Consider the following 19,142-nt stretch of genomic DNA (forward strand, 5'->3'; position numbering starts at 1 on the left):
CGATGTGATCGAGCCAGCGGCCTTGGGGCTTCACGATCGAAGATTCGGAGTTGGACGAGGAGCTGGGTTCCGGCCGGAGTGATCGTGTATGTGAGGTGGTGGAATATCCGCAGAGGGACGCTCTGCGGCGGGGCGTCAATTATTGCGCACTCAGGCGCGTCAATTCGCTCTCAACTTGGTCAAACAAGTATTGCTGCTGTTCGGGAACAAGCCCCACCTCATGCTCGGCCACGTTGATCTTGAGGACTGGGGAGGCAATATAGTCATTCTCCACCCACTCGTCGTATCCTTCCCACAGCTTGCGGTAGTAGGACGTGAGCTCGTCATCTTGTTCAAAATCGCGCCCACGTGAATGGATACGATCCATGATCGTATCGAAATCGGCGTACAGGTAGATGAACAAATCCGGGGACTTCTTGGGGAGGTCTTGGATTTCTTCCATCATGTTGTTGAGCAGGCCCTCGTAAATATGAAATTCTTCGGGCGAAATGCGGCCGAGTTCTGTGTTGACCTTTGCGAAGTACCAATCCTCGTAGATTGAGCGGTCGAGGATGGTGTTCTTTCCGGTGAGCATCGCACGCTTGACGTCAGTGAAACGCGAGTTGAGGAACTCAAGCTGGAGGAGGAATGAGTAGCGCTTGCGTTCTTGCTCTTCTTTTGAGGCTGTGTAGAACAACGGCAAGATGCGGTTGTTTTCCACATTTTCGTGGAGAACAGTGGAGCCGTACTTTTTTCCCAACAGGTCAGCAACCGTGGTTTTCCCTGCGCCGATCATGCCGCCGATGACGATCAACATACGCTCCAAACTTCTTTCTCTGCGCCCGGTAGGCGTGGATTTTTACCAAATGAACCGGCAGCGCATTGAGCGCTAGCCGGTGTTCTAACGGTACCCCACCTACGGCGTCGGTGCTGGGCCTTGCGGGGTGGGTACTACCACAGGCCACAGAAAGTTCAGGTTTTCTTGGCTTTCTTGCAGGAGAAGTTTTGCCAGAACACACATTGGGGTGGTGTTCTGATGAAAAGCTCAGTTCGTGGGTGTGGAGTCAACATTGTGGCATATTTAGCGTCGATGCAACTGGCACAGACGCGAAAGAAAGTGCACTCTGGATAACTGTGAAGAAAGATTCAGCATCATCAACCTATCCACTTGCCCAAGCGAATGAAACCTCGCCCGATCCGATTGCGCCGGGTGTGCCACAGTCGGCAGCTTCATCACGCTCTGCGAAGCTCCCGCCGATTGGCCCGGCATGGTTCCCTGCCGCAATGGGAACCGGAATTTTGGCGAATTTATTGCAATCGCACGCGGGAAATCTTCCGGGCGCGGGGACGGCGGCGGTTGTAGTGCTCGTGCTGGCGTGGTGTGTTTTCACAGCTCTTGTGCTGGGATATCTGGCACGAATCGCCATTTCGCGTGACGCATTGATGACCACGATCCGCGATTCTACGCAGACACCTATGTGGGGCACAGTGTCGATGGGAATTTTGTCGGTTGGTTCAGCGACGGCGATCGTGATCTCTGCGCACTGGCCTCACCTGGCTGAGATTGCTTGGCAGCTTGACGCAGCGATGTGGATTGTGGGCACGACGATTGGGACACTGGCGTCGCTCGGCTTCGCTATTTGGCTCATTGGCGCTGATCTTGGCTCACCGTCTATCGTGTGGGGACTAGCTGTTGTGGGGCCGATGGTGTCGGCGACGACGGGCGCGGTGCTTGTCGAGCATGTTTCTGTGACTTTTCAGTTTTGGCTTCTTGCAGCAGCGTCAGCGTGTTTTTTCATGTCCCTTTTCCTGGGAGTGGCTGTGTTTGCCACGGCTTACCATCATCATTGGCGGGTGGAGCCGCTGCCCTTGGCTGCGAGTGCGAGCGCATGGATTCCTTTGGGTATCGTGGGTCAGTCCACGGCGGCTGCGCAAGCGATCGCGCATCAATCGCAGCAGATGTTGCTTCCCGAGTTTGCGGGTAGTGCACAAGCTGTGGCGAACGCCTACGGTTGGGCAATGTTTGTGATCGGGATTCCGCTCGTTGCGTGGGCGCTCGTGATGACGGTTCGCGGTTTCTTGCGTCGTATGCCTTTCGCTCCGGGTTGGTGGGCGCTGACGTTCCCTATCGGCACGCTCGCTCTTGGCGCTACGTTGCTTGCACAGGGTGCGGGCGTGGAAATCATGACGTGGATTGGTGCGGCAGGAACGCTTGTGCTGGTGGGCACAGTGAGCTTGTGTGCAGTGGCTTCCGTGGTGAATATTCGCCGACGCGGGATGGTGTGGTAATAACTCAAGGGGGCTGGTTCCAGAATTCTTCTGGAACCAGCCCCCTTGTCATCTTCCACTAGATCGACTCAGACTATCCGGCGATCTGTGGGGGTGAGTGGCCCGATATGCGGGCGCTGTATACGAGCACTGTATGCGAGCACGATGTGCGACATGCTCAGCATATATTCAGTGTTGGCTTGTCCATCGCTTTCGCGTAGTCACGAGGGAAGCGAGGGCAATCAGGCCTGCTGTCGCCATCAGAGGCAGAATTCCTGTACCGCCGGTGACTGGTAATTCTCCAGTGGTGACGTCAGCAATCTGGATTGTGAAGATTGTCTGACTTTCTCTCTGACTTTTTTCGACTGACACTAGTGGCAATGGTTGCCCAACCTTAGTCCAGGCTATTTCCCGCTTTCCTGCCGGTGTGGTGTAGCTTTCTCCAAACTGTATCGTGAAATCATCGTCTGAACGAACAATGTTCACATAAACCGGGCCAGGCAGGAGTGAGTATCCGGCAGGCGCTTTGGTCTCAGATACAACGTAGGTTCCTTCAGAAAGATCATACGTGCCATCGGTTGGTTGGATTGCTTCGCCAAACGAATCTGGGTTCGTTAACGATACCGGGCGAATTTTGAATTGGGCACCGTTGAGTTCTCGCTCGGTGTGTGATGCGTCGACTTTCTTGAGCGTGACCTTAGCGTTTTTCGGCTGCTCAATCGGTACACAATCCTCATCAAGGATGTTTTTCTGATTTATGACATCCCTAAGTGTGGCTTTGTTATAGAGCCCTTCTTCAGGCTTCCCGGATCCTTTTTTGCCGACACACTGGAGGTGATCCCATATTTTGGTCGCAGTGTTCTTCGATTCAGGGTTCATCACATAGTAGTACTCAAGCTCGAAGTAATGTTTAGCCCCTGGCGCAATCGTTATTTGGTCAGGATGCCCCGGTACCGGATTTTGCTTGCGAATATATTGGTTAACGATGGTGGAAACCGGGATATTGCCAGGATATGCGAACTTAACAGCATCCCTAATTTGAGAAGCTCCATCACCCGGCGCGTTCTTCTCTTTGAGAACCACGAACTTCGGCGACACATCGCGTGTAAATCCTGGATGGTCTGTCAGCGTATAGGGAAGTTCAGCTACCCCTGGATTCTTCACAATCAAGTCAAATCGAACTGTGCGGTAATTTGCACCGTCAAGTTTCTTTATGACGTGACTGTCCCCGACTTCGATGCCTGTTTCCGTGCCGTGGATATCGATAGCTTTCTTTTCAAATTCGAGTCCGCAATCAGCCGTGGAGACGTTATTATCCACTACCGGATCGGTTTCATTCGGCGTGATCGTGACTGTATTTGTCACACATTGTTCAATTGAGCCGACAGGGGGAGTCGCTGTCACTGAGATTGTGACTTCTCGCCCGTCCGGGACTGACCCAACTAACACCTGAATTTGGTCATTACCTTGGTTACCGCGGTTTGTCGAAACGTCATAATCCACCACCCTCGGGATACCGTCACCGGTGGTATCTTCCACGGTAATGTCACGTTTGGGATCAGATATCGTATAACCCTTCGGCAAATTGTCGTTCAAGGTAAAGCCAGATGACCCGCCTGTCCCTTCATTGCTCACTTTGATCTTCCAGTTTGCTTTGCCGTTCTTCATACCACCGAACGTCTTTTTGACCTTGAGATCAGGGGTTACAGGGCTGCCGAGGTATGAGGCACCATCAGTGTTAAAGGATGCCGGAGCATTCTTCTTGACTGCAATGAGTTTAATGTTCGATAGAGATAAAGAGGCAGTTGGGTTTTTGACCTGGATTTGGATGGAGATTGTATCATTTCCAGTAGATCCGGTGCCAAAACCAAAATTCCCGTTTCCGTACGTCCACGATTTTCCCCAGTTTTTACCACGTGGGAATGGTTCGCCTGAGTCAGTCCTGAGGTTACCAAGATTGATGATATCAACTCGCCCAGTGCGAATGTTGATTCGCTCAAGATGGTCGGGAGTATGAGAAGCCACAGATTGGATACCCCAGATATAATCGTCTGCCCCAGTAGTAACAGAATAGTCCTCAGAAAACGACACCATTGCGGTTTTTTCCGCTGTGGAACCGGTACTCTTTACCGCGGGAATCGCTACTTTGTAGAGATTTCTCGTACCTGATGTCGATGAATTCGACACAACGTAGGTACCGTTAGCCGAAATCACGCCTGCATTAATGCCACCATAGCGATCCTCATCTGTGAAGGCAGAACTGCTGCTGCCTCGCCTCGATGCAACAAAGCCGAGATCGAAGACCTCACCGGTTAGCGGATTGATCTGCAAGAGATGAGCGGACGGAAAACACGGGTCTTCCTTTTCTTTGGTTCCACTTCCTTTTCTGGTTTGAGAAATTGCATAGAGCCAATTGTCCTGAGGATTATAGGCAAGCGCGTTATAGACCCATCCGGTTTGAGCGCCAATCCGAATGAATTCTCCTCCGCCCGCAGGCTGATACCAGAGTTGGGACTTATAACGATCCCTGGTTTTCGGCTCCGAGGTAATAACGTAGGAACGGCTACCTTCCGATGTTTCTTGTGGAGAAAGCTCTCGGGCGGGCTGACGTCCGCTCTGCGTAGTATTTCTCACGGAGGAAGGATCTTCCGAATGAATCGTGGACTTGCAGACATTACCTTGATTTGGCGGCGCATCAACACCAGCCCATGCCGAAACCTGCGGGCAGGAGCTACCCGCCATGCCTGGCATATCTATCTGCAGTTGTCCACCAACGTTAAACACCAGTGGCTGGCGGAATTTAAGATACACATTATTGCCATCCACTTCTACGTCAAAGTCACGGCCAGAAGAGTAGCTAGCGTAAGCGTAGCGGACAGAAACGGCAGATTTGTTTAGACGAGAGCCAACCGATGAAGAATAAGATACCTTGATGCCATCGATTTCATTACTGGAGGAATCTTTCCAGAATTTGAAGAGTCGTTGCGTTGTAGTGTGAGTCACGTTACGGCATTTAGGAGCGCCGTAAGCATCGTCCTCTAAACGGACTTCTTTCGTTACTTCCTTTGAGGAAGAAGCTGAAGAATTGGCTGCCCTTTCGCCTGTATTTCCTGACGAATCCTGTTTGCCTTTCGGGCCATACAAGTTCACTTTACGGTCAGTACCGCATTTGCCAGTACCACTCACAGCCACATAAATGTCGTGGTTATCCGCAGTCTTAGGAAGCGCTTTTTTGAACGTGACTGTCGTATAACCATTAGCCTGATCATAGGAAACACTGTAGTCCCTAGCAGGAAGAATCCGTTCGTACCTCGCAGAAGATGCCCCGCCGTGATAAATCCACAGGGCACTAGGAGAGTGTGAACCTCCTAACTGAACTTTCAGATCCGTTAGCTCCGAATTCGGGTATCTGTCTTGATCCCAGGATCCTTTGGCGACAGTCCAACCTTTCCACGTGTCCTTCTTTGCGACTTCATTTTTGTAAAAGTCTTCGGTGGTCGGAATGTCCGTGGCGTTGTAACACCACCCCGGGGACTTGTCGGCGTTCAAGAGGGTTGCCCCGGGGGTGATAGCTTCTGCTTTTTCTCCGAGGCTAACGAGCACGCTTGAGAAGGCGAGGCCAAGACTGGCCAGAAGGACGATGGCAACGCGTGTAAGGCTTGTCAGTGATCTGCGGTTGATATTTGCAACTGTCATCAGATCTGTCCTTTCTTCTTACGCGCAAGTAGTACGCCCCCAATAATGAGGGCTGTGACTACTACACCTGTGCCGGCAACTGATGCTCCTGTCCGCGGCAGCGGTGGTCGTTTGGGAGTTCGGGGCGTTGGAGTTGGGGTGGGGCTTGGATTTGGAATATTCGGGGGCGGGGTGGGTTGTGATTTTGGTGAACGCTTGAGATTCATCATCACTCGGTATGCAAAAGAACCATCAGAGTTCTTTCCCGGAAGTAACACTAGTGCTGGGTTGATCCGGGGCACGCCTTTTCGTCCCTGAGGAAGTTCAGTTTGCACAACATATAGAGCAGGATCGAGGTCATGGAATGTCACGATGCCAGCGGTACCTGTCGTTTTTGTGCTGATGGTTTGGGTGCCGAGCTTGATTGCGGCATCGTATTTCAGTGTGGCGGCATGATCATAGTCCGCTTTTGTGCGCACATCGAGCTGCACGCGTAATAGTTTCACCGTATAACCATCAAGGGGCGGGGTTTTCAGGTCATCATAGGGGTTACCGGTGGGCAACGTGACCGTGAGGCGTGACTTTCCTGAGATGAAGTCGTCAGGTTTGTCGAGTGCCCAGGCGGTTGGTGCCGCAACTGTCGTAACCACTGCCACCAATGCGGCAACCATCATTTTTGCAATGTTTTTCATGAGTTATTATCCCCAGTGAAAAGTGGGTTATCGGTTTCGGAAAAACGTGAGTTGTGGGCGCGGGCTGTACGTACCTGCTTACGAGCCCACATGCCCATACCGAGTGCGAGCGCGAACGCAGCAGCCATGAGTGCAAACATCCACCACTGCCAGTTCAGGGTACTTTGTTCGTTAAAGACTGCGGCTTCTTCCGTCTTATCCATGGGCACACGCTCAGCATGGACAAGGAGTCGATGGGAATTAATGCCGTAGGGGGTACACGTAATGAGGGTGACCAGATCTTTTCCTTTGACCTGGTTCAAGGACTCAATCTCATTGGGAAGTACCACTTGAGTCTTGTAGACCTGGTACTTCAAACGCTGACCAGCGACTCCAATATAGAAGGAGTCACCTTTTTTCAGATTCACAAGATTATCGAAAAGTGTCGCATTACGAAGCCCTGAATGTGAGGTGAGAACCGAGTGGGTTCCTTCACCGCCGACGGGAAGATCTGAACCATAGAGATGTCCAACTCCGCGCTGCAAGGAATCTTCACCCGTGCCGTGGTACACGGGAAGATCAACTTTGATTGCTGGGATGACTAAACGTCCCATCACTTCAAAAGTGTTCAGTTCTGAAAGATACGCCTGATAATCGCGATTATCTTGAGAAATGCGGGCAAGCCACGGATCGAGAATCGGACCTTGAGCACGCGCCGCATTGTATTTCTGTGCAGACGTAAATTCTTGGGAAAGCACATGAGGATCGGCAGCTGTTTCCTGTTGGGAATACTCCGCCGAGACACGCATCTGCTCAAGATTCTTTAGCTGAGTCACCACCACGGGATACAGCATGATCAGAATCGAAATCGTGGCCAGAATGAGCGGCAACGCAATACGACCCCACACTGACGTTTCCGCCACGGGTTGCTTGGCTTCAACCTTTTGAGGTTCTGCGATGCTATGTCTGCTCATATGTCCCTTCCAAATAGATGATGCGCCCCGAAGGGCTGGGTGGGCGTGTTATTTCCATACGCTTGTGGTGTGTTTCGAGATAACACGCCCACCCCATAAGGAGATAATGAAAGCTTTCTCCTCAATAGTTGTTGTTCACTCAGGCCTTCGTGGAGTTACGACGAGCAGAGTAAACCGCAGCGCCAGCAACACCCGCACCAAGAATCACGAGGAGAGCAATGCCCTGGCCACCGGTCAGCGGAAGATCCGGGGTGTCGGACTTCTTATTGACAATCGAAAGCTTATCGAGCGGAGTTCCAGTGCCTTCAAGCTTGAGCTCGATAACGTCATCGTTGTAGTCATCGACAGTGTTCTTGGTGTTAACAGTAAGAGTAAAAGGCGTGATTGCATCCGCAGGAAGGATATAACCAGCAGGTGCTTCGATTTCCTTCAGGCAGTACATACCTGCAATACGCTCCGTTGAATTCTGGATATCGGTAACGTGGAGGCCCGGAATCTCAAGCTCTCCCTTATCGTTAGTTGTCCAAGAGCTCACACCATTAACTGAAAGGGCTGCACCCGAGGTCTTCTTGCCAGATTCATCGCACTTGTAAACCTCAAACTTCGCGCCAGACAAGGACTTAATATCGCCATCTCGACCGTCGCTCTGCTTGAGGACTTTCACCTTACCGATGTATGTCACAACCTTGTTCGACGGAGTTCTCCTCTGTTTAGTCTTCGGGTTGCTGTCATTATCAATCGAAGTTGCCTCGTTAACGATCACACCTTCATTCTTGACCTTAATACCAAAAGAAAGCTTAACCTCAGAGTTATTCGGAAGATCCTGAGGATTCTTGAAGGTGACTGTCAGCAGCCCCTTTAGCTGATCATTGTTAATTGTGTAGTCCTGATCAAGAATCTTCTTTTCAGTGTTCACAGTCACCTGGATGTCCTTAACCGAGGTGGCGTCAAGCTTATCCTTGTCATACTTATCTTCAATAGAAAATTCGGTACGGTCAAAGCCTGAAGACGGTGCTGGAACAGTAGTTTCAATAGTGTAGTCGATGAAATCACCAACATTCTTCGAGGCATCTTCAACCTTCTTGGTCACCTTGGTGGTCGTGTTCTTCGGGTACACTGTCACCTTATAATCCCAAGCCTTGCCATCAGGCGTTGTAGTAGGGACAAAAACCAAGAAGTCCTCACCGCCGCGGAGAGACTTGATCTCTTCCTCAGACAGACCAGAAATCTCAGGCGTTACGGTCTTCGTGTCTTCACTAACAATATATACGCCAACAGGTACCTTAAGCTCAGTAACACCGGTTCCCTTGGCAGTTACACCCGTAACGACGGTCTTAGTCTTCTTATCCTCAGGAATCTGGTTAGCTTTCAGAGTCTTAAGGTTTCCACCATTGAGAGCCTTCAGATCCTTCCACCCAGCTTCGGTTGTCAAATCGTAGTCAAGCTTCGTTGCGTTGAATGTCACGCCGCCGAGAGGCTTACCGGTGACATCATCCATTGTGTCGCCAGTAGCCTCTTTGCCAACCTTTGAAGGATTGAGGATCTTGTGAATGTCAATGACACCCTCGTGATACTTATTAATATTCTCGAAGCCAACGCCAGGCTGCACCTGAGAACCGTCCTGGCCCTGAGTGCTCACTTCTGGAGCCGCGAATGCAGATCCGACACCGAAAGACAGTGCCAGTGCCATCATCGTCGTCGCTGCGACGGCGCGAATGGACTTCTTAGTCATAGTTCCTCATTCCTGATATGAAATGTTTGCTGTTGAAAAGTAATGGACCAAAAACAGCGCACTCATCCCATGGAAATGTCTGTTTGGTACACATTTTTCAGGCTATAAACAATGTAGCCTGACGATTTGTTTGCGCAAATGTCTATGCAAATGCGACATAAATGCGTGGATTAGTTTAAATTTTCTTATTAGGCGTCCACCCTTTTGTTGGTGAGACCTCCGTCAACATCTAGTGGTCAGTGTTAACTTCGGCTGGTGTCCGCAAGCCACTCTAGCATGGAGATGTGAAGCGTTCTACCCGAATACTTGATGGAAAATCACAGGCTTGGCTCTGCGCCGATACTACCTGCAGAAACTCGCTTATTTTATGCATCCATTCACAGATATCCGCACAGGATAGGCGATAACTGGATACGCGGCCTCACTCACGAACCACTGCGATGCCCCGGAGAATCAGCAGCGGTAATTCTGCATGTGACGAAGCGAGGCTTGGGAAAAAGAGAGAATGCATCAGTGAAGGGGCCGAACAGCAATCAGCCGTTCGACCCCTTCATACGTGGAGCTACGGGGATTCGAACCCCGGACCTTTTCATTGCGAACGAAACGCGCTACCAACTGCGCCATAGCCCCTTAGATGTGAAAACTATAGCACCCATCACCCTCGCGAGCGCAAGTTCACGCAAGTCTCATTCATCACGCCCTGCGCTGTGCGAGGAGTTCATCGAGAGTAGAACCGCCAGCCAAAAGCCCGAAGCGAAGCTCTTCACACCCCGTCATCTCCGGAGCAACATTCGGTGCTTCAACAGGAGCATCACCAATTCGCTCCCCCGCGCGCTTCGGACGATACGGAACTTCTGCCTCATCAACAGCTTGGGGCTGATATGGAGCCACTGTGCGACGCTTGAGAGTATAGCTGGGAGCCTCAACCTTCACTGCCGCCACCTTCACTGCCTCCGGCTCAACCTTTGTGACGTCACGATCAGCTTGAGCTACGTTACGGTTCATTCTCGCAACTGGACGCCCCTCAGCTTCGCCCACTCGACCCTGAACAACACCCAGATCTTCCTCAGCAACATCAGCCGTGGCCACTTCATCAGTGTGCTCAGCAGACACCACCGGTGTCACACTCTTTTCACCAGTGGTCTGCGATTCTTCGTTCATCGTCTCACGCTCTTGCCGCGATGCTTGCAGCCGATCACGCTGGCGCTTTGCACGGGCAAGAACCTGCGAAGCCTTCGAGATTTCCTCACGATCAATCTCATCTCCAACAGCCCACTCGGTCAGCAGATAACCGAACCCAATAGAGCCTGCACCAATCCCCAAAGTGGCAACAATCGCTGGCCAGGTGGGCCACGATGCAACACCCACACCAATCCACGCAACCAGTGCCACAATGCCCAGCACACCAAGTCCGAGATACCCACGCACACGGTACGCGCCACGTGTGGCCATCCGCGCCCGAGCCTTGCTCCGGCCGCGTGCCACTTCTTTCAAGGAAATCTTCCTTTGGCGTGTATCCATCATGCGCTCCGTCGTATAAATCGTGCCGCTCTCACCGCTATCAGCCATCGCGAGGCGCGGCTGCCTCACGAGACGAAGATCTTCACTGAACCGTTCCTCCAGCGGAGAATCAGCAATCACCGACCTTCGCAACGCGAATCGCGGCACCGCCACCCCAAGCAGGAGAAACACCGCGACCGCGACCGCGAAGCCATCAAAATCCATGATCCCACCTTAGATTTTTCGGCTCAAGAAAGCGGCTAGGACACGATGGTGTGTTGCTTGATTTCAGCGATCCAGGACGTAACAAGCGAGCTCATCCCCAATATCAATATGCGTTGTTCCGCTCGGGACTTCAACTAAACAATTCGCTTCCGCCAATCCAGTAAGGAGCTGGCGTGAAGGATCACCTATCGGAGTCACATGGTAACCAGCGCTCGGACTTCCCAACACTTTGCCACGAATGAACTCAACAACACCGTCAGTAGAGTTCCAAGGAGTGTCCACACGCGCACGAATCGCACGACGCTCAATATGCTGATAGCCAGCCATCTGACGCAACGCTGGCCGGATAAACACTTCGAAGCTCGTCAGTGCCGCAACCGGCGAACCCGGCAAACAGAAAATCGTGGTGTCCTCAAGAGTCCCCACACCGAACTGTCGGCCTGGCGACATTGCCACGTTGTCAAAACGAACTGTCCCCAAAGGAGCGAGCACTTCTTTCAAAGTATCACCACCACCATAGGACAGCCCGCCCGTCGTGATAATGATGTCTGCGCGCACAAGTTGATCTTCAAGCATTTCACGCAATGTGCGTTTGTCATCACTGACCGCGCCCACACGGAAAACATCACCACCGGCGTCGGCCACCGCACAAGCCAAAGTGTGGGAGTTCGCATCGAAAACTTTCCCCGCAATCGCAGGGTTCCCTGGCTCCTGGAGTTCGTCACCGATCGACATAATCACCACACGAGGACGCGGATGAACCAAAACTCGCGCATGACCAGCAGAAGCGAGAAGAGCAATCTGGCGTGCTCCCACACGCACCCCACTTCGCACGATCACCTCGCCAGCCTCAAGATCCTCAGCACGCACACGAATATTCGCATTCTCGCTGTCATGCATAATCTGCACCTCAGCCCGGCCAGCGTCGGTATCCTCAAGTGGCACCACAGTGTCGGCACCGGTGGGAATACGGGCACCCGATGAAATACGAATGGCAGTGCCAGGCGCGAGCGCAGCGGAGTTGAATTGGTCAGCGCGAATATCCTCAGTAACAGGCAGGGTCACAGGAAAATCTGGCGATGCGCCGGCGATATCGCCATAACGAACCGCATAGCCATCTCGTGCCGCGAGATCGGCTTGAGGCACGTCAACCATCGAGCGAACATCTTGCGCAACAATCGTGCCCACAGCATCCGACAGCGCCACCGCAAACGGCGGTTGGGGCTTGGATACCGCGAAGCATTCTTCCTTGAACTCCTCGACAGTCTTCACGTTTTCCTCCTTGTGCGTTTGGTGCCAAGTCTAGCGGAGGTCAGCATCCGCGTGCCGAGCAAGCACACGGCGCAAGCACGCGCGCAAGCACGCCGAACAGGCGGCGCAAGCGTTCCGAACACGCGGCGCAAGCGCTCCGAACACACGGCGCAACCCCCGCGCAGTTGCGCCGTACGAAAACTTGGCGAACATTCCCTCCGCACGGTGTGAAATAATGGAAACATGAACCACTCAACGTTGACCTTCCCCGATGTCTCTGGCCTAGAACCAGAAGAGGCGAAGCAACAGATTCGTCCAATCGTTCGCGCATCACGGGCGGCTCGTTCTGCAGCCAGGCGTGAGGAATTGGAAGAGGAGTGGATCGCAACGGCAATGAGATTCATTGGCGATGCAGAACTCGTGGCCGCGTTCGTTTCCGTGAACGAAGAGCCGCCCTCGCATGGGCTGATCCAGACCATTGCAGATTCGGGAAAACGAGTAATTCTCCCCAAGCTCGGCCCGGGCTTGACCCGCGCATGGGGGTACTTCCGCGGACTTGACGATCTTGAAGAAATGGCTCCCGGACGTCCACCTGAACCAACTGGCCCTGCGTTCGATAACGATCTCCTTGCCGACGTTGATGCGCTGATCATTCCGGCGCTTGCAGTGTCACGCACGGGAGCTCGAATAGGGCAAGGCGGAGGCTGGTATGATCGCGCACTGAAACTTGCTGGCCACCGCACGAAGATCGGCGCAATGGTGTTCCCGGAAGAATTTGTGGATGCGCAACTTCCCCAGGATGAGAACGACGTGCGGGTTCCATACGTTATTTTGCCTGATCGCATCGTGGCCACAACCAACTAAGTGACACTTTCGGTTTTCCACACGGAAGTATCTGCATCCTTTTTCCACAGAGCATAAGAATGCCCGGCGATCTTCGTTGCCGTGAGTTCATGCTTGGGGTATGAAGATTCTCGGGAAAAGTATGGTGCCTGCACGGCCGCGATCAGCCAATCCAATTCGCGCAGCATTGTGGCGTTGGCGTTTTGTCCTTCTTGCAGCTGTATTCGCAATTACCGTCCAGTCAGTGATTACGGCGGCTGGAGGAGCTGCACCGAAAACAATCGACGTTGTGGTGGCAGCGCGTGATATCGAATCTGGCCAACTCGCCCGCAAAGCAGACCTCACCTTTGCTCGTATTCCTCATGAGCTAGCTGGCCCTTTGGCAACCAGCACAGAAGAAATCGTTGGAAAACACCTCGTGGCACCCATTCCGAAAGGCGCACCCGTATTACGCGAACAGGTACTGGACAGCCAATTTACAAAAAATGCACGCCCGGGCTCAGTAGTGGCAGCGGTTCCCCTCCTCGATTCTGGCGATCTTCTAAGTGTTGGCACCCGCGTGAATCTCTATGCGCCGCCGGCACAATTCGAGAAAGATCCAGCCGCACAACGCATCGCACACGATGCTGTGATAGTCGGCAAATCTGTCAAAACTCACCAAGCAACCCTCTTTTCAAAAGTGGATAACGCCACAATGTTTTACGTTTCAATTTCCCCTGAAGAAGCTAGAGTTGTTCTTGGACTTGGAGCGAGGACACCTCTGACGGCGGTCCTCGCCGTTTCATAGATACTTCCTTTCCAAGGCTTTCTGCACAGATTCATGAAAGGAAACTCCCATGATTAAGGGATTCAAAGAATTTATTACACGCGGTAACGTAATCGATCTGGCTGTCGGTGTCATCATCGGCGCAGCTTTCAATCAGATTGTCACTGCTCTCAACGAAAAGTTTCTGATGCCAATCATCGGTGGCCTGTTTGGCAAGCCAAACTTCGATCACGTCCTTGAGTTCCACATCGGCCAAGGCAAGGACATGGCAACCGTCATGCCAGGTGCCATTCTGACCGCTCTAGTGAACTTCCTGATCGTGGCTGGCGCACTCTACTTCTTCGTTGTGATGCCAATCAACAAGATGCGCAAGCCCGCTCCAGTTGTTGAGGTTGCCCCCGCTGAAGACGTCGTTCTCCTCACCCAGATCCGCGATCTTCTTGCTCGCCAAAACTGAGCACTGAAACTTCAAAAGGTGTCGGCCAAGCAATGTGCTTGGCCGACACCTTTCTTCTTTCACCACACCCCGACAATGCAAGAATCGCTACACGGCCCTAAATTTTGCCGAAATGCGGAGGAATCTCCCTCAGAAGATCCTGTTCGTGAGGCGTGAACCGCCGTGTATCTTGAGCCGGTTGGCGGCGAGCACGCTCGCTGCCAACCGTATGATCCCACTGATGCACAGCCTGTTCTGGCGTCAAGAACTCACCACGTTCCAACTTTTCGCGATCGACGCGCGAAAGTGAAATAACACGCTTCCCCATCAGCGATCCTCAAACGTTGGATCGTCCTCTTCAAGAACCAACCCATCATCAAGCTCAAAGCCCTGTTCTGGCTCCTCAACATACACAGCATCGGCAACAGCTTCAGGAATGCTCTCCGGTTCAATTGCCTCGCGATGCTCACGTTCAGCCTCAGCTTCAAGCGCTAACTCAGCCTCAAGCGCCAACTCAGCCTCAAACGCTAACTCAGCTTCAACCTCATCCTCAACATCCTCGATCAATTCCTCTTCAGCCTCATCCTGCGTCTCAATCTCCGCCTCAGCCGTGAGCGCATCCCGGATATCAGAAGCCTTCCTTCTCCCCTGAACACATCGGCGAACAACATTGCCCAAAATCGCATCCGTCTGTCCACCGCGACGCATCAACCCCAGTTCAGCACGCAACACATCCACGAATTCATCGTGACTACGGATCAGGCCATCCGATGCAATCCACTGTGCCATCTCGTCAAGTTGATCATCAGTGTATGCAGCAAGAGCCAGACCCGGCGTCACTGACGGCCGCGGCCCACGCGCCAACACTCTCGGCATGAGTTCAGACACCGCATGGTCAGAAACCGACTCGTTTTCCACAACACCAGCCCAACCGTCGTCGTCAAGCTCTGGAACCACCACATCCGAAGGGCGGTAACGCTGAACAACCTCACGCATCACCTCGCCCACCCGCTGAGCCTCCCCATCAGGGTCGATAAAAAGCGAAGTCGAGAACGTTTGGTGTACACGCCACCCACGAATCTCAAGCATCTCCACTCGATAGCGGTCACGGCGGCGCAAAGACTGCTCAGCCACATACGCCTCATCGTCAAATACCACAGCCACTGCCCACGTACCAGGGATATCTGGATGGCCAACAACAAGCGGAATCGTGGCCGAACCTTCATACCCAAAGTTCACTGCAGTAACCCAGCCATCAGCTTCAATACGGCGCTTGAGATCCGCCAGCAACGGCTCTGGCTCACCAGTATCGAAGACAGGTTCCATGCCGTTACCCGAGGCAGCTTCGAGAAGATCCGCCAAAAGCTTCGGCCCAGCAGTGGAGAGACGATCTTTTTGAATATCCCCCGGTTCGAGAGAAGAAATCACCGTCAGCTCACGTCGAGGAGCCTCAATAGCATCAATAAGGCCACGTAACCCTGCGGGGGTTTGCAGCACACCGAAAGAGTGCAGGACACGTCCATGAACCGTTTTCCCAAACCCAACCGACAAGATGACATGATCACGCCGCACACCACGAACACCACTGAGATCACAGACCACCATCGGCTCCTGCCCGCCCATCAGCGAACGAACATCCGTAGAACGCTCAGCAAGAGCATTAATCGCGCCGCGAATTCGATGTGCATGAGATGCCGAAACACCAATCACTGCCAAACTCTCCCCCGGATACGACATCGCGTGAGCGAGCACTGCGTCAACCGCGGCATCCACCTCAACCTGCGTGGACTCAATCGCACCCTCGCTCCCTGAAGCAGGCACACCGCGCCCATCAACATGAATCAGATGCGACGCCGAAATACTATTCGCTGCCGGGATCGGAGCCAACACATCACCATAACCGTGCGTCATCAACGCCCGCGCAGCAAGCGCGTTATAGACAGCGCGATTAGCAGGCAGTTCACACACCGGAAGCACCTGAGCGAACTCGCCAATAGCTGAACGCTCCATCGAGGCACCACGGCGAATATCGCCCACCACCACAACCTGCCGTCCGCGCATCAACGCGCTGACCATACCGGCTGGAGATTCAGTCTCCGTTGCTTCCACAATCGCCAAATCAACCCACGGCATCGGAGGCACAAGCTGCGCAACCACCGTCGGCGGGGCAACCCACACCGGCCGTGACGCAAGAACAATCCGCGAGTAAATCGCAATCAAATCATGCAGACCGCCCACGCCTCGCTCGGCAAGCTGTGCATCAAGCTTGAGCGTGTCCGACTTCGATTCACGCATCACCTCACGCCCATGCTTAACAGCAGCAAGCATCACCGGCGCAGCAAGAGAACGCACATGACGCTGATCAAGATAGCGCAAATGATCGAGGAGGTTAGCAATATCAGAAGGCGCAAGCTTCGCCAGCACTGTCGACTTCGCAATCAGCAGTTCAAACACACTCGACGCATAGGCAAGCTCAAGCTCCGCACTCGCATCCTCAGCCGATACTGCGCGCCCAATCATGTCACGCAGAAGCTCCCCGAACCCGAAACGATCCAATTCCTCAACAATAGCGTTACGCTGCGGCAAGAAATTCATGTGTTCAGCGTCGGCCACAAGAGCAGCAAGCCGCTCCTGGAGATCCTCGAACAACATCCCCGCTAAATCCTCGCCCCCAAGATGCCTCGAAAGCGCCGAGAGATCACGCTCAACTTCTTCACGCATCACACGAATCTGACCCATACCATCAGGCAGACGCGGCCAACCGCCTTCAACAGCATAACGCCGCCAAATCTCACGGCGTTGCTGCGCACGAATCAGCTCACTATGCAGATCATCCACCACAACTCCAGGACGCACAAGATCCTGCGCTTGACGGCGGAAACGGCGACGCTCCCTGTGCTTCATCTGATGGCCATTCGCAACACGCCACTCCTTAGTGCCCGTCGCAATCACCATATCCATCGCAGATGTTTCAAAAATTTCCGGCAGGAACGTGTCAAGCGACTGCGCAACCCCACACAACACATCAACCTGCTCGAACCACTCTTGAAGCGTGCGAGCCTGAGTCAAACCAGTTTCCCCTGCAGCGCGCGAAGATTGCGCGATCACCGCACGTAACGACACCTCATGAAGTCGGCGCGCTTCTTCAACAGCACGCGTGCCCTCAGCCATTTCCGAAATCGGCGTGCCCGCCCAGGCACTACGCGCGTAAACCTGATCGAACGCTCCCATTTCCCCAGCTTGAGCAAACTTCGCCTTAATCGAATCCAGCCCCTCATTGTGGAGCATCGACACAGCTTCATCACTCAAACGAACGCGAGTTGCCGGCCCGTGAGGATCCGCAGTCAATGCCGCAAGTTTCTCAAGGAGATCGTGGATCGACACATTCCACTGAGGATCTTGGGTATGAAGATCATCAACAAATTCACCGAGCACCTTACGCACACGGACAAGCTTGTCGCGCACATCCAACGTATCGTCAACATCAAACTCCGGCAGCTCCAGACGCATACCCGTGCGGATACGACGTGGCGCCCCTTCAGTGTCAGTCAGATCAAGGACGAGATCCTCAAGGCCAGCGTGACGCATATGAGTCACAAATTCACGCGCCGAGCCTTCATCGGTCGGCACGAAAAGGACAGACGCGCCACTCGCAGCACGATCAGCAGCGATCGACACCAGAGTAGAAAATTTCTCCGAACCTGGCGGAGTATCCAACACGAATGAACGACCAGAGGCGGCCGCTTCAACAACATGCAACTCATCGACGTCGTGGTCACCTGCGCCTCGCTCCGCCTCAGGAGCACGATCCTGCGGCGATCCTGGCGGAATCGGTGAGCTAGTAAGACGAGCAGTCTCTGCGTCACCAGCAAGCGCCGCCATGACGCCCGAGGTGCGAACATAAGGCGCAATCGCTTCAAGATCCTCAAGCATCTGCCGCTCAGGACGCGCAAAAAGACCGAGAAGCGCCCGCTCTTCAAACCCGAAACCCGGAAGAAACCCACGCGCAATCTCCACCAAGCGCGCCAGAAGAGTATCGGCGTCGCCAGTGGCGGCAAGCTCGCGGATCTGCGCAATATGTTCCCCGGTAGCGCCATTCTCCCGCAAAGCACGCAGGACGGCCGGGTTGATTTCCACGCGGTGTTGGAGCTGAATCAGTGCGTCGTCACCTTCGAGGAATTCGAGTTTGATCTGCCGGAAGATCGCAGGCTCACTGACAACGGTGGGTTCGTGTTCTTCCCCCGACGCCGGGGTGCCGTTGCCGATTTCCACTTCATCCAGGTGCAGCTCAGTGGTCAGCTCGTACTCATCAGCCACCAGCGATTCTCCCTGAGGGAAATCGATCCACGTGATTTGCCCAAACGCCAGCGACAACGGAGCATGACCATGGGATGCACTCATGGAATTCATGCGCTGGCGCAGGTGGCTGAGCGCTTCGCGCGCCTGCGTCAGCGCGCGATCTTCGCGAATCAGAAGAGAAAGTTTGGTCACGCCGTGCGAATAAAACACTGCCGAACCCGTGGGGTGGGTATGGGTCAGATCAACGCTCGACTGCCGCACCTGCGCCAATGCCTGCTCATCCGCCTCGCGAGCATACGTTGACAATTCCTCATGCCAGATCCGAAGCGCATCGTTGACCAGCGCTTCACGGTTTTCCCGCGGCGCGAGCGTTAATGGTGACATGCTCCCCGTCTCGACACTGGATTCTTGGGAGCGGGCTGGGACACTTTCAGCCGGGGGCAACTCCACATCTTCCGGAGCGGCCTGGGACTGAGACTTCTTACGACGCAAAAATGGACTCACACCACAACGATACTCAACG

Annotated in this window: 13 protein-coding genes and 1 tRNA gene; 4 read left to right on the forward strand and 10 right to left on the reverse strand. The window is 53.6% G+C overall.

Annotation, left to right across the window (positions count from 1 at the left end; genetic code table 11):
• Positions 1-139 precede the first annotated feature (139 nt).
• On the reverse strand, positions 140-796 hold the full coding sequence (locus ACTOVJ_RS04935; RefSeq protein WP_449503675.1) for a deoxynucleoside kinase: 657 nt from the start codon (positions 794-796) through the stop codon (positions 140-142).
• 317 nt (positions 797-1,113) lie between these two features.
• Here ACTOVJ_RS04935 and ACTOVJ_RS04940 point away from each other — a divergent pair, with 317 nt between their 5' ends.
• A complete protein-coding gene (locus ACTOVJ_RS04940) occupies positions 1,114-2,268 on the forward strand; it encodes a TDT family transporter (protein ID WP_449501356.1) in 1,155 nt (384 codons plus the stop codon).
• Positions 2,269-2,436: 168 nt separating this feature from the next.
• Here ACTOVJ_RS04940 and ACTOVJ_RS04945 read toward each other — a convergent pair whose 3' ends face one another.
• The 7 genes from ACTOVJ_RS04945 to ACTOVJ_RS04975 form a co-directional block, all read right to left on the reverse strand.
• Entirely contained in the window at positions 2,437-5,943 is a 3,507-nt protein-coding gene (locus tag ACTOVJ_RS04945; RefSeq protein ID WP_449503674.1) for a DUF6923 family protein, read from the reverse strand.
• Positions 5,943-6,614 (reverse strand): isopeptide-forming domain-containing protein, encoded by a 672-nt coding sequence (locus ACTOVJ_RS04950; protein WP_449503673.1) that lies wholly within the window; start codon positions 6,612-6,614, stop codon positions 5,943-5,945. Before ACTOVJ_RS04950 ends, ACTOVJ_RS04945 begins: the two co-directional genes overlap by 1 nt.
• Positions 6,611-7,567, reverse strand: a complete 957-nt coding sequence (locus tag ACTOVJ_RS04955; protein WP_449501359.1) for a class C sortase — start codon at positions 7,565-7,567, stop codon at positions 6,611-6,613. The genes ACTOVJ_RS04950 and ACTOVJ_RS04955 overlap by 4 nt, the downstream gene beginning before the upstream one ends.
• A gap of 139 nt (positions 7,568-7,706) precedes the next feature.
• Entirely contained in the window at positions 7,707-9,299 is a 1,593-nt protein-coding gene (locus ACTOVJ_RS04960; protein WP_449504641.1) for a SpaH/EbpB family LPXTG-anchored major pilin, read from the reverse strand.
• 557 nt (positions 9,300-9,856) lie between these two features.
• Positions 9,857-9,929, reverse strand: a tRNA-Ala gene (locus ACTOVJ_RS04965).
• Between the two features lie 63 nt (positions 9,930-9,992).
• Positions 9,993-11,024, reverse strand: a complete 1,032-nt coding sequence (locus ACTOVJ_RS04970; RefSeq protein WP_449503671.1) for a hypothetical protein — start codon at positions 11,022-11,024, stop codon at positions 9,993-9,995.
• 63 nt (positions 11,025-11,087) lie between these two features.
• Positions 11,088-12,296: a molybdopterin molybdotransferase MoeA gene (locus tag ACTOVJ_RS04975; RefSeq protein ID WP_449503670.1), complete on the reverse strand. Its 1,209-nt coding sequence runs from the start codon at positions 12,294-12,296 to the stop codon at positions 11,088-11,090.
• A 222-nt stretch (positions 12,297-12,518) separates the two neighbouring features.
• On the opposite strand from ACTOVJ_RS04975, the gene ACTOVJ_RS04980 reads away from it, so the two are divergent.
• The 3 genes from ACTOVJ_RS04980 to mscL all read left to right on the forward strand — a co-directional run bounded on the left by ACTOVJ_RS04980 (position 12,519) and on the right by mscL (position 14,341).
• Complete coding sequence (locus ACTOVJ_RS04980; protein ID WP_449501363.1) at positions 12,519-13,139, forward strand: 5-formyltetrahydrofolate cyclo-ligase; 621 nt, start codon at positions 12,519-12,521, stop codon at positions 13,137-13,139.
• A 100-nt stretch (positions 13,140-13,239) separates the two neighbouring features.
• Positions 13,240-13,905: an SAF domain-containing protein gene (locus tag ACTOVJ_RS04985; protein WP_449503669.1), complete on the forward strand. Its 666-nt coding sequence runs from the start codon at positions 13,240-13,242 to the stop codon at positions 13,903-13,905.
• 49 nt (positions 13,906-13,954) lie between these two features.
• Positions 13,955-14,341 carry a large conductance mechanosensitive channel protein MscL gene (gene mscL / locus ACTOVJ_RS04990; RefSeq protein WP_449501365.1) on the forward strand — a complete coding sequence of 129 codons (387 nt, stop codon included), beginning with the start codon at positions 13,955-13,957 and terminating at the stop codon, positions 14,339-14,341.
• 97 nt (positions 14,342-14,438) lie between these two features.
• Here mscL and ACTOVJ_RS04995 read toward each other — a convergent pair whose 3' ends face one another.
• Positions 14,439-14,648: a hypothetical protein gene (locus ACTOVJ_RS04995; RefSeq protein ID WP_449501366.1), complete on the reverse strand. Its 210-nt coding sequence runs from the start codon at positions 14,646-14,648 to the stop codon at positions 14,439-14,441.
• Positions 14,648-19,123: a hypothetical protein gene (locus ACTOVJ_RS05000; RefSeq protein WP_449503668.1), complete on the reverse strand. Its 4,476-nt coding sequence runs from the start codon at positions 19,121-19,123 to the stop codon at positions 14,648-14,650. The genes ACTOVJ_RS04995 and ACTOVJ_RS05000 overlap by 1 nt, the downstream gene beginning before the upstream one ends.
• Positions 19,124-19,142 lie beyond the last annotated feature (19 nt).

It is taken from the genome of Arcanobacterium sp. (ex Cirak et al. 2026) (assembly GCF_053585065.1).

What these genes read in the sequence shown, in the direction of transcription:
- ACTOVJ_RS04935 (WP_449503675.1), bottom strand. Translation starts at nt 796, where the DNA reads ATGTTGATCGTCATCGGCGGCATGATCGGCGCAGGGAAAACCACGGTT.
- ACTOVJ_RS04945 (WP_449503674.1), bottom strand. Translation starts at nt 5,943, where the DNA reads ATGACAGTTGCAAATATCAACCGCAGATCACTGACAAGCCTTACACGC.
- ACTOVJ_RS04950 (WP_449503673.1), bottom strand. Translation starts at nt 6,614, where the DNA reads ATGAAAAACATTGCAAAAATGATGGTTGCCGCATTGGTGGCAGTGGTT.
- ACTOVJ_RS04955 (WP_449501359.1), bottom strand. Translation starts at nt 7,567, where the DNA reads ATGAGCAGACATAGCATCGCAGAACCTCAAAAGGTTGAAGCCAAGCAA.
- ACTOVJ_RS04960 (WP_449504641.1), bottom strand. Translation starts at nt 9,299, where the DNA reads ATGACTAAGAAGTCCATTCGCGCCGTCGCAGCGACGACGATGATGGCA.
- ACTOVJ_RS04970 (WP_449503671.1), bottom strand. Translation starts at nt 11,024, where the DNA reads ATGGATTTTGATGGCTTCGCGGTCGCGGTCGCGGTGTTTCTCCTGCTT.
- ACTOVJ_RS04980 (WP_449501363.1), top strand. Translation starts at nt 12,519, where the DNA reads ATGAACCACTCAACGTTGACCTTCCCCGATGTCTCTGGCCTAGAACCA.
- ACTOVJ_RS04985 (WP_449503669.1), top strand. Translation starts at nt 13,240, where the DNA reads ATGAAGATTCTCGGGAAAAGTATGGTGCCTGCACGGCCGCGATCAGCC.
- mscL (WP_449501365.1), top strand. Translation starts at nt 13,955, where the DNA reads ATGATTAAGGGATTCAAAGAATTTATTACACGCGGTAACGTAATCGAT.
- ACTOVJ_RS04995 (WP_449501366.1), bottom strand. Translation starts at nt 14,648, where the DNA reads ATGGGGAAGCGTGTTATTTCACTTTCGCGCGTCGATCGCGAAAAGTTG.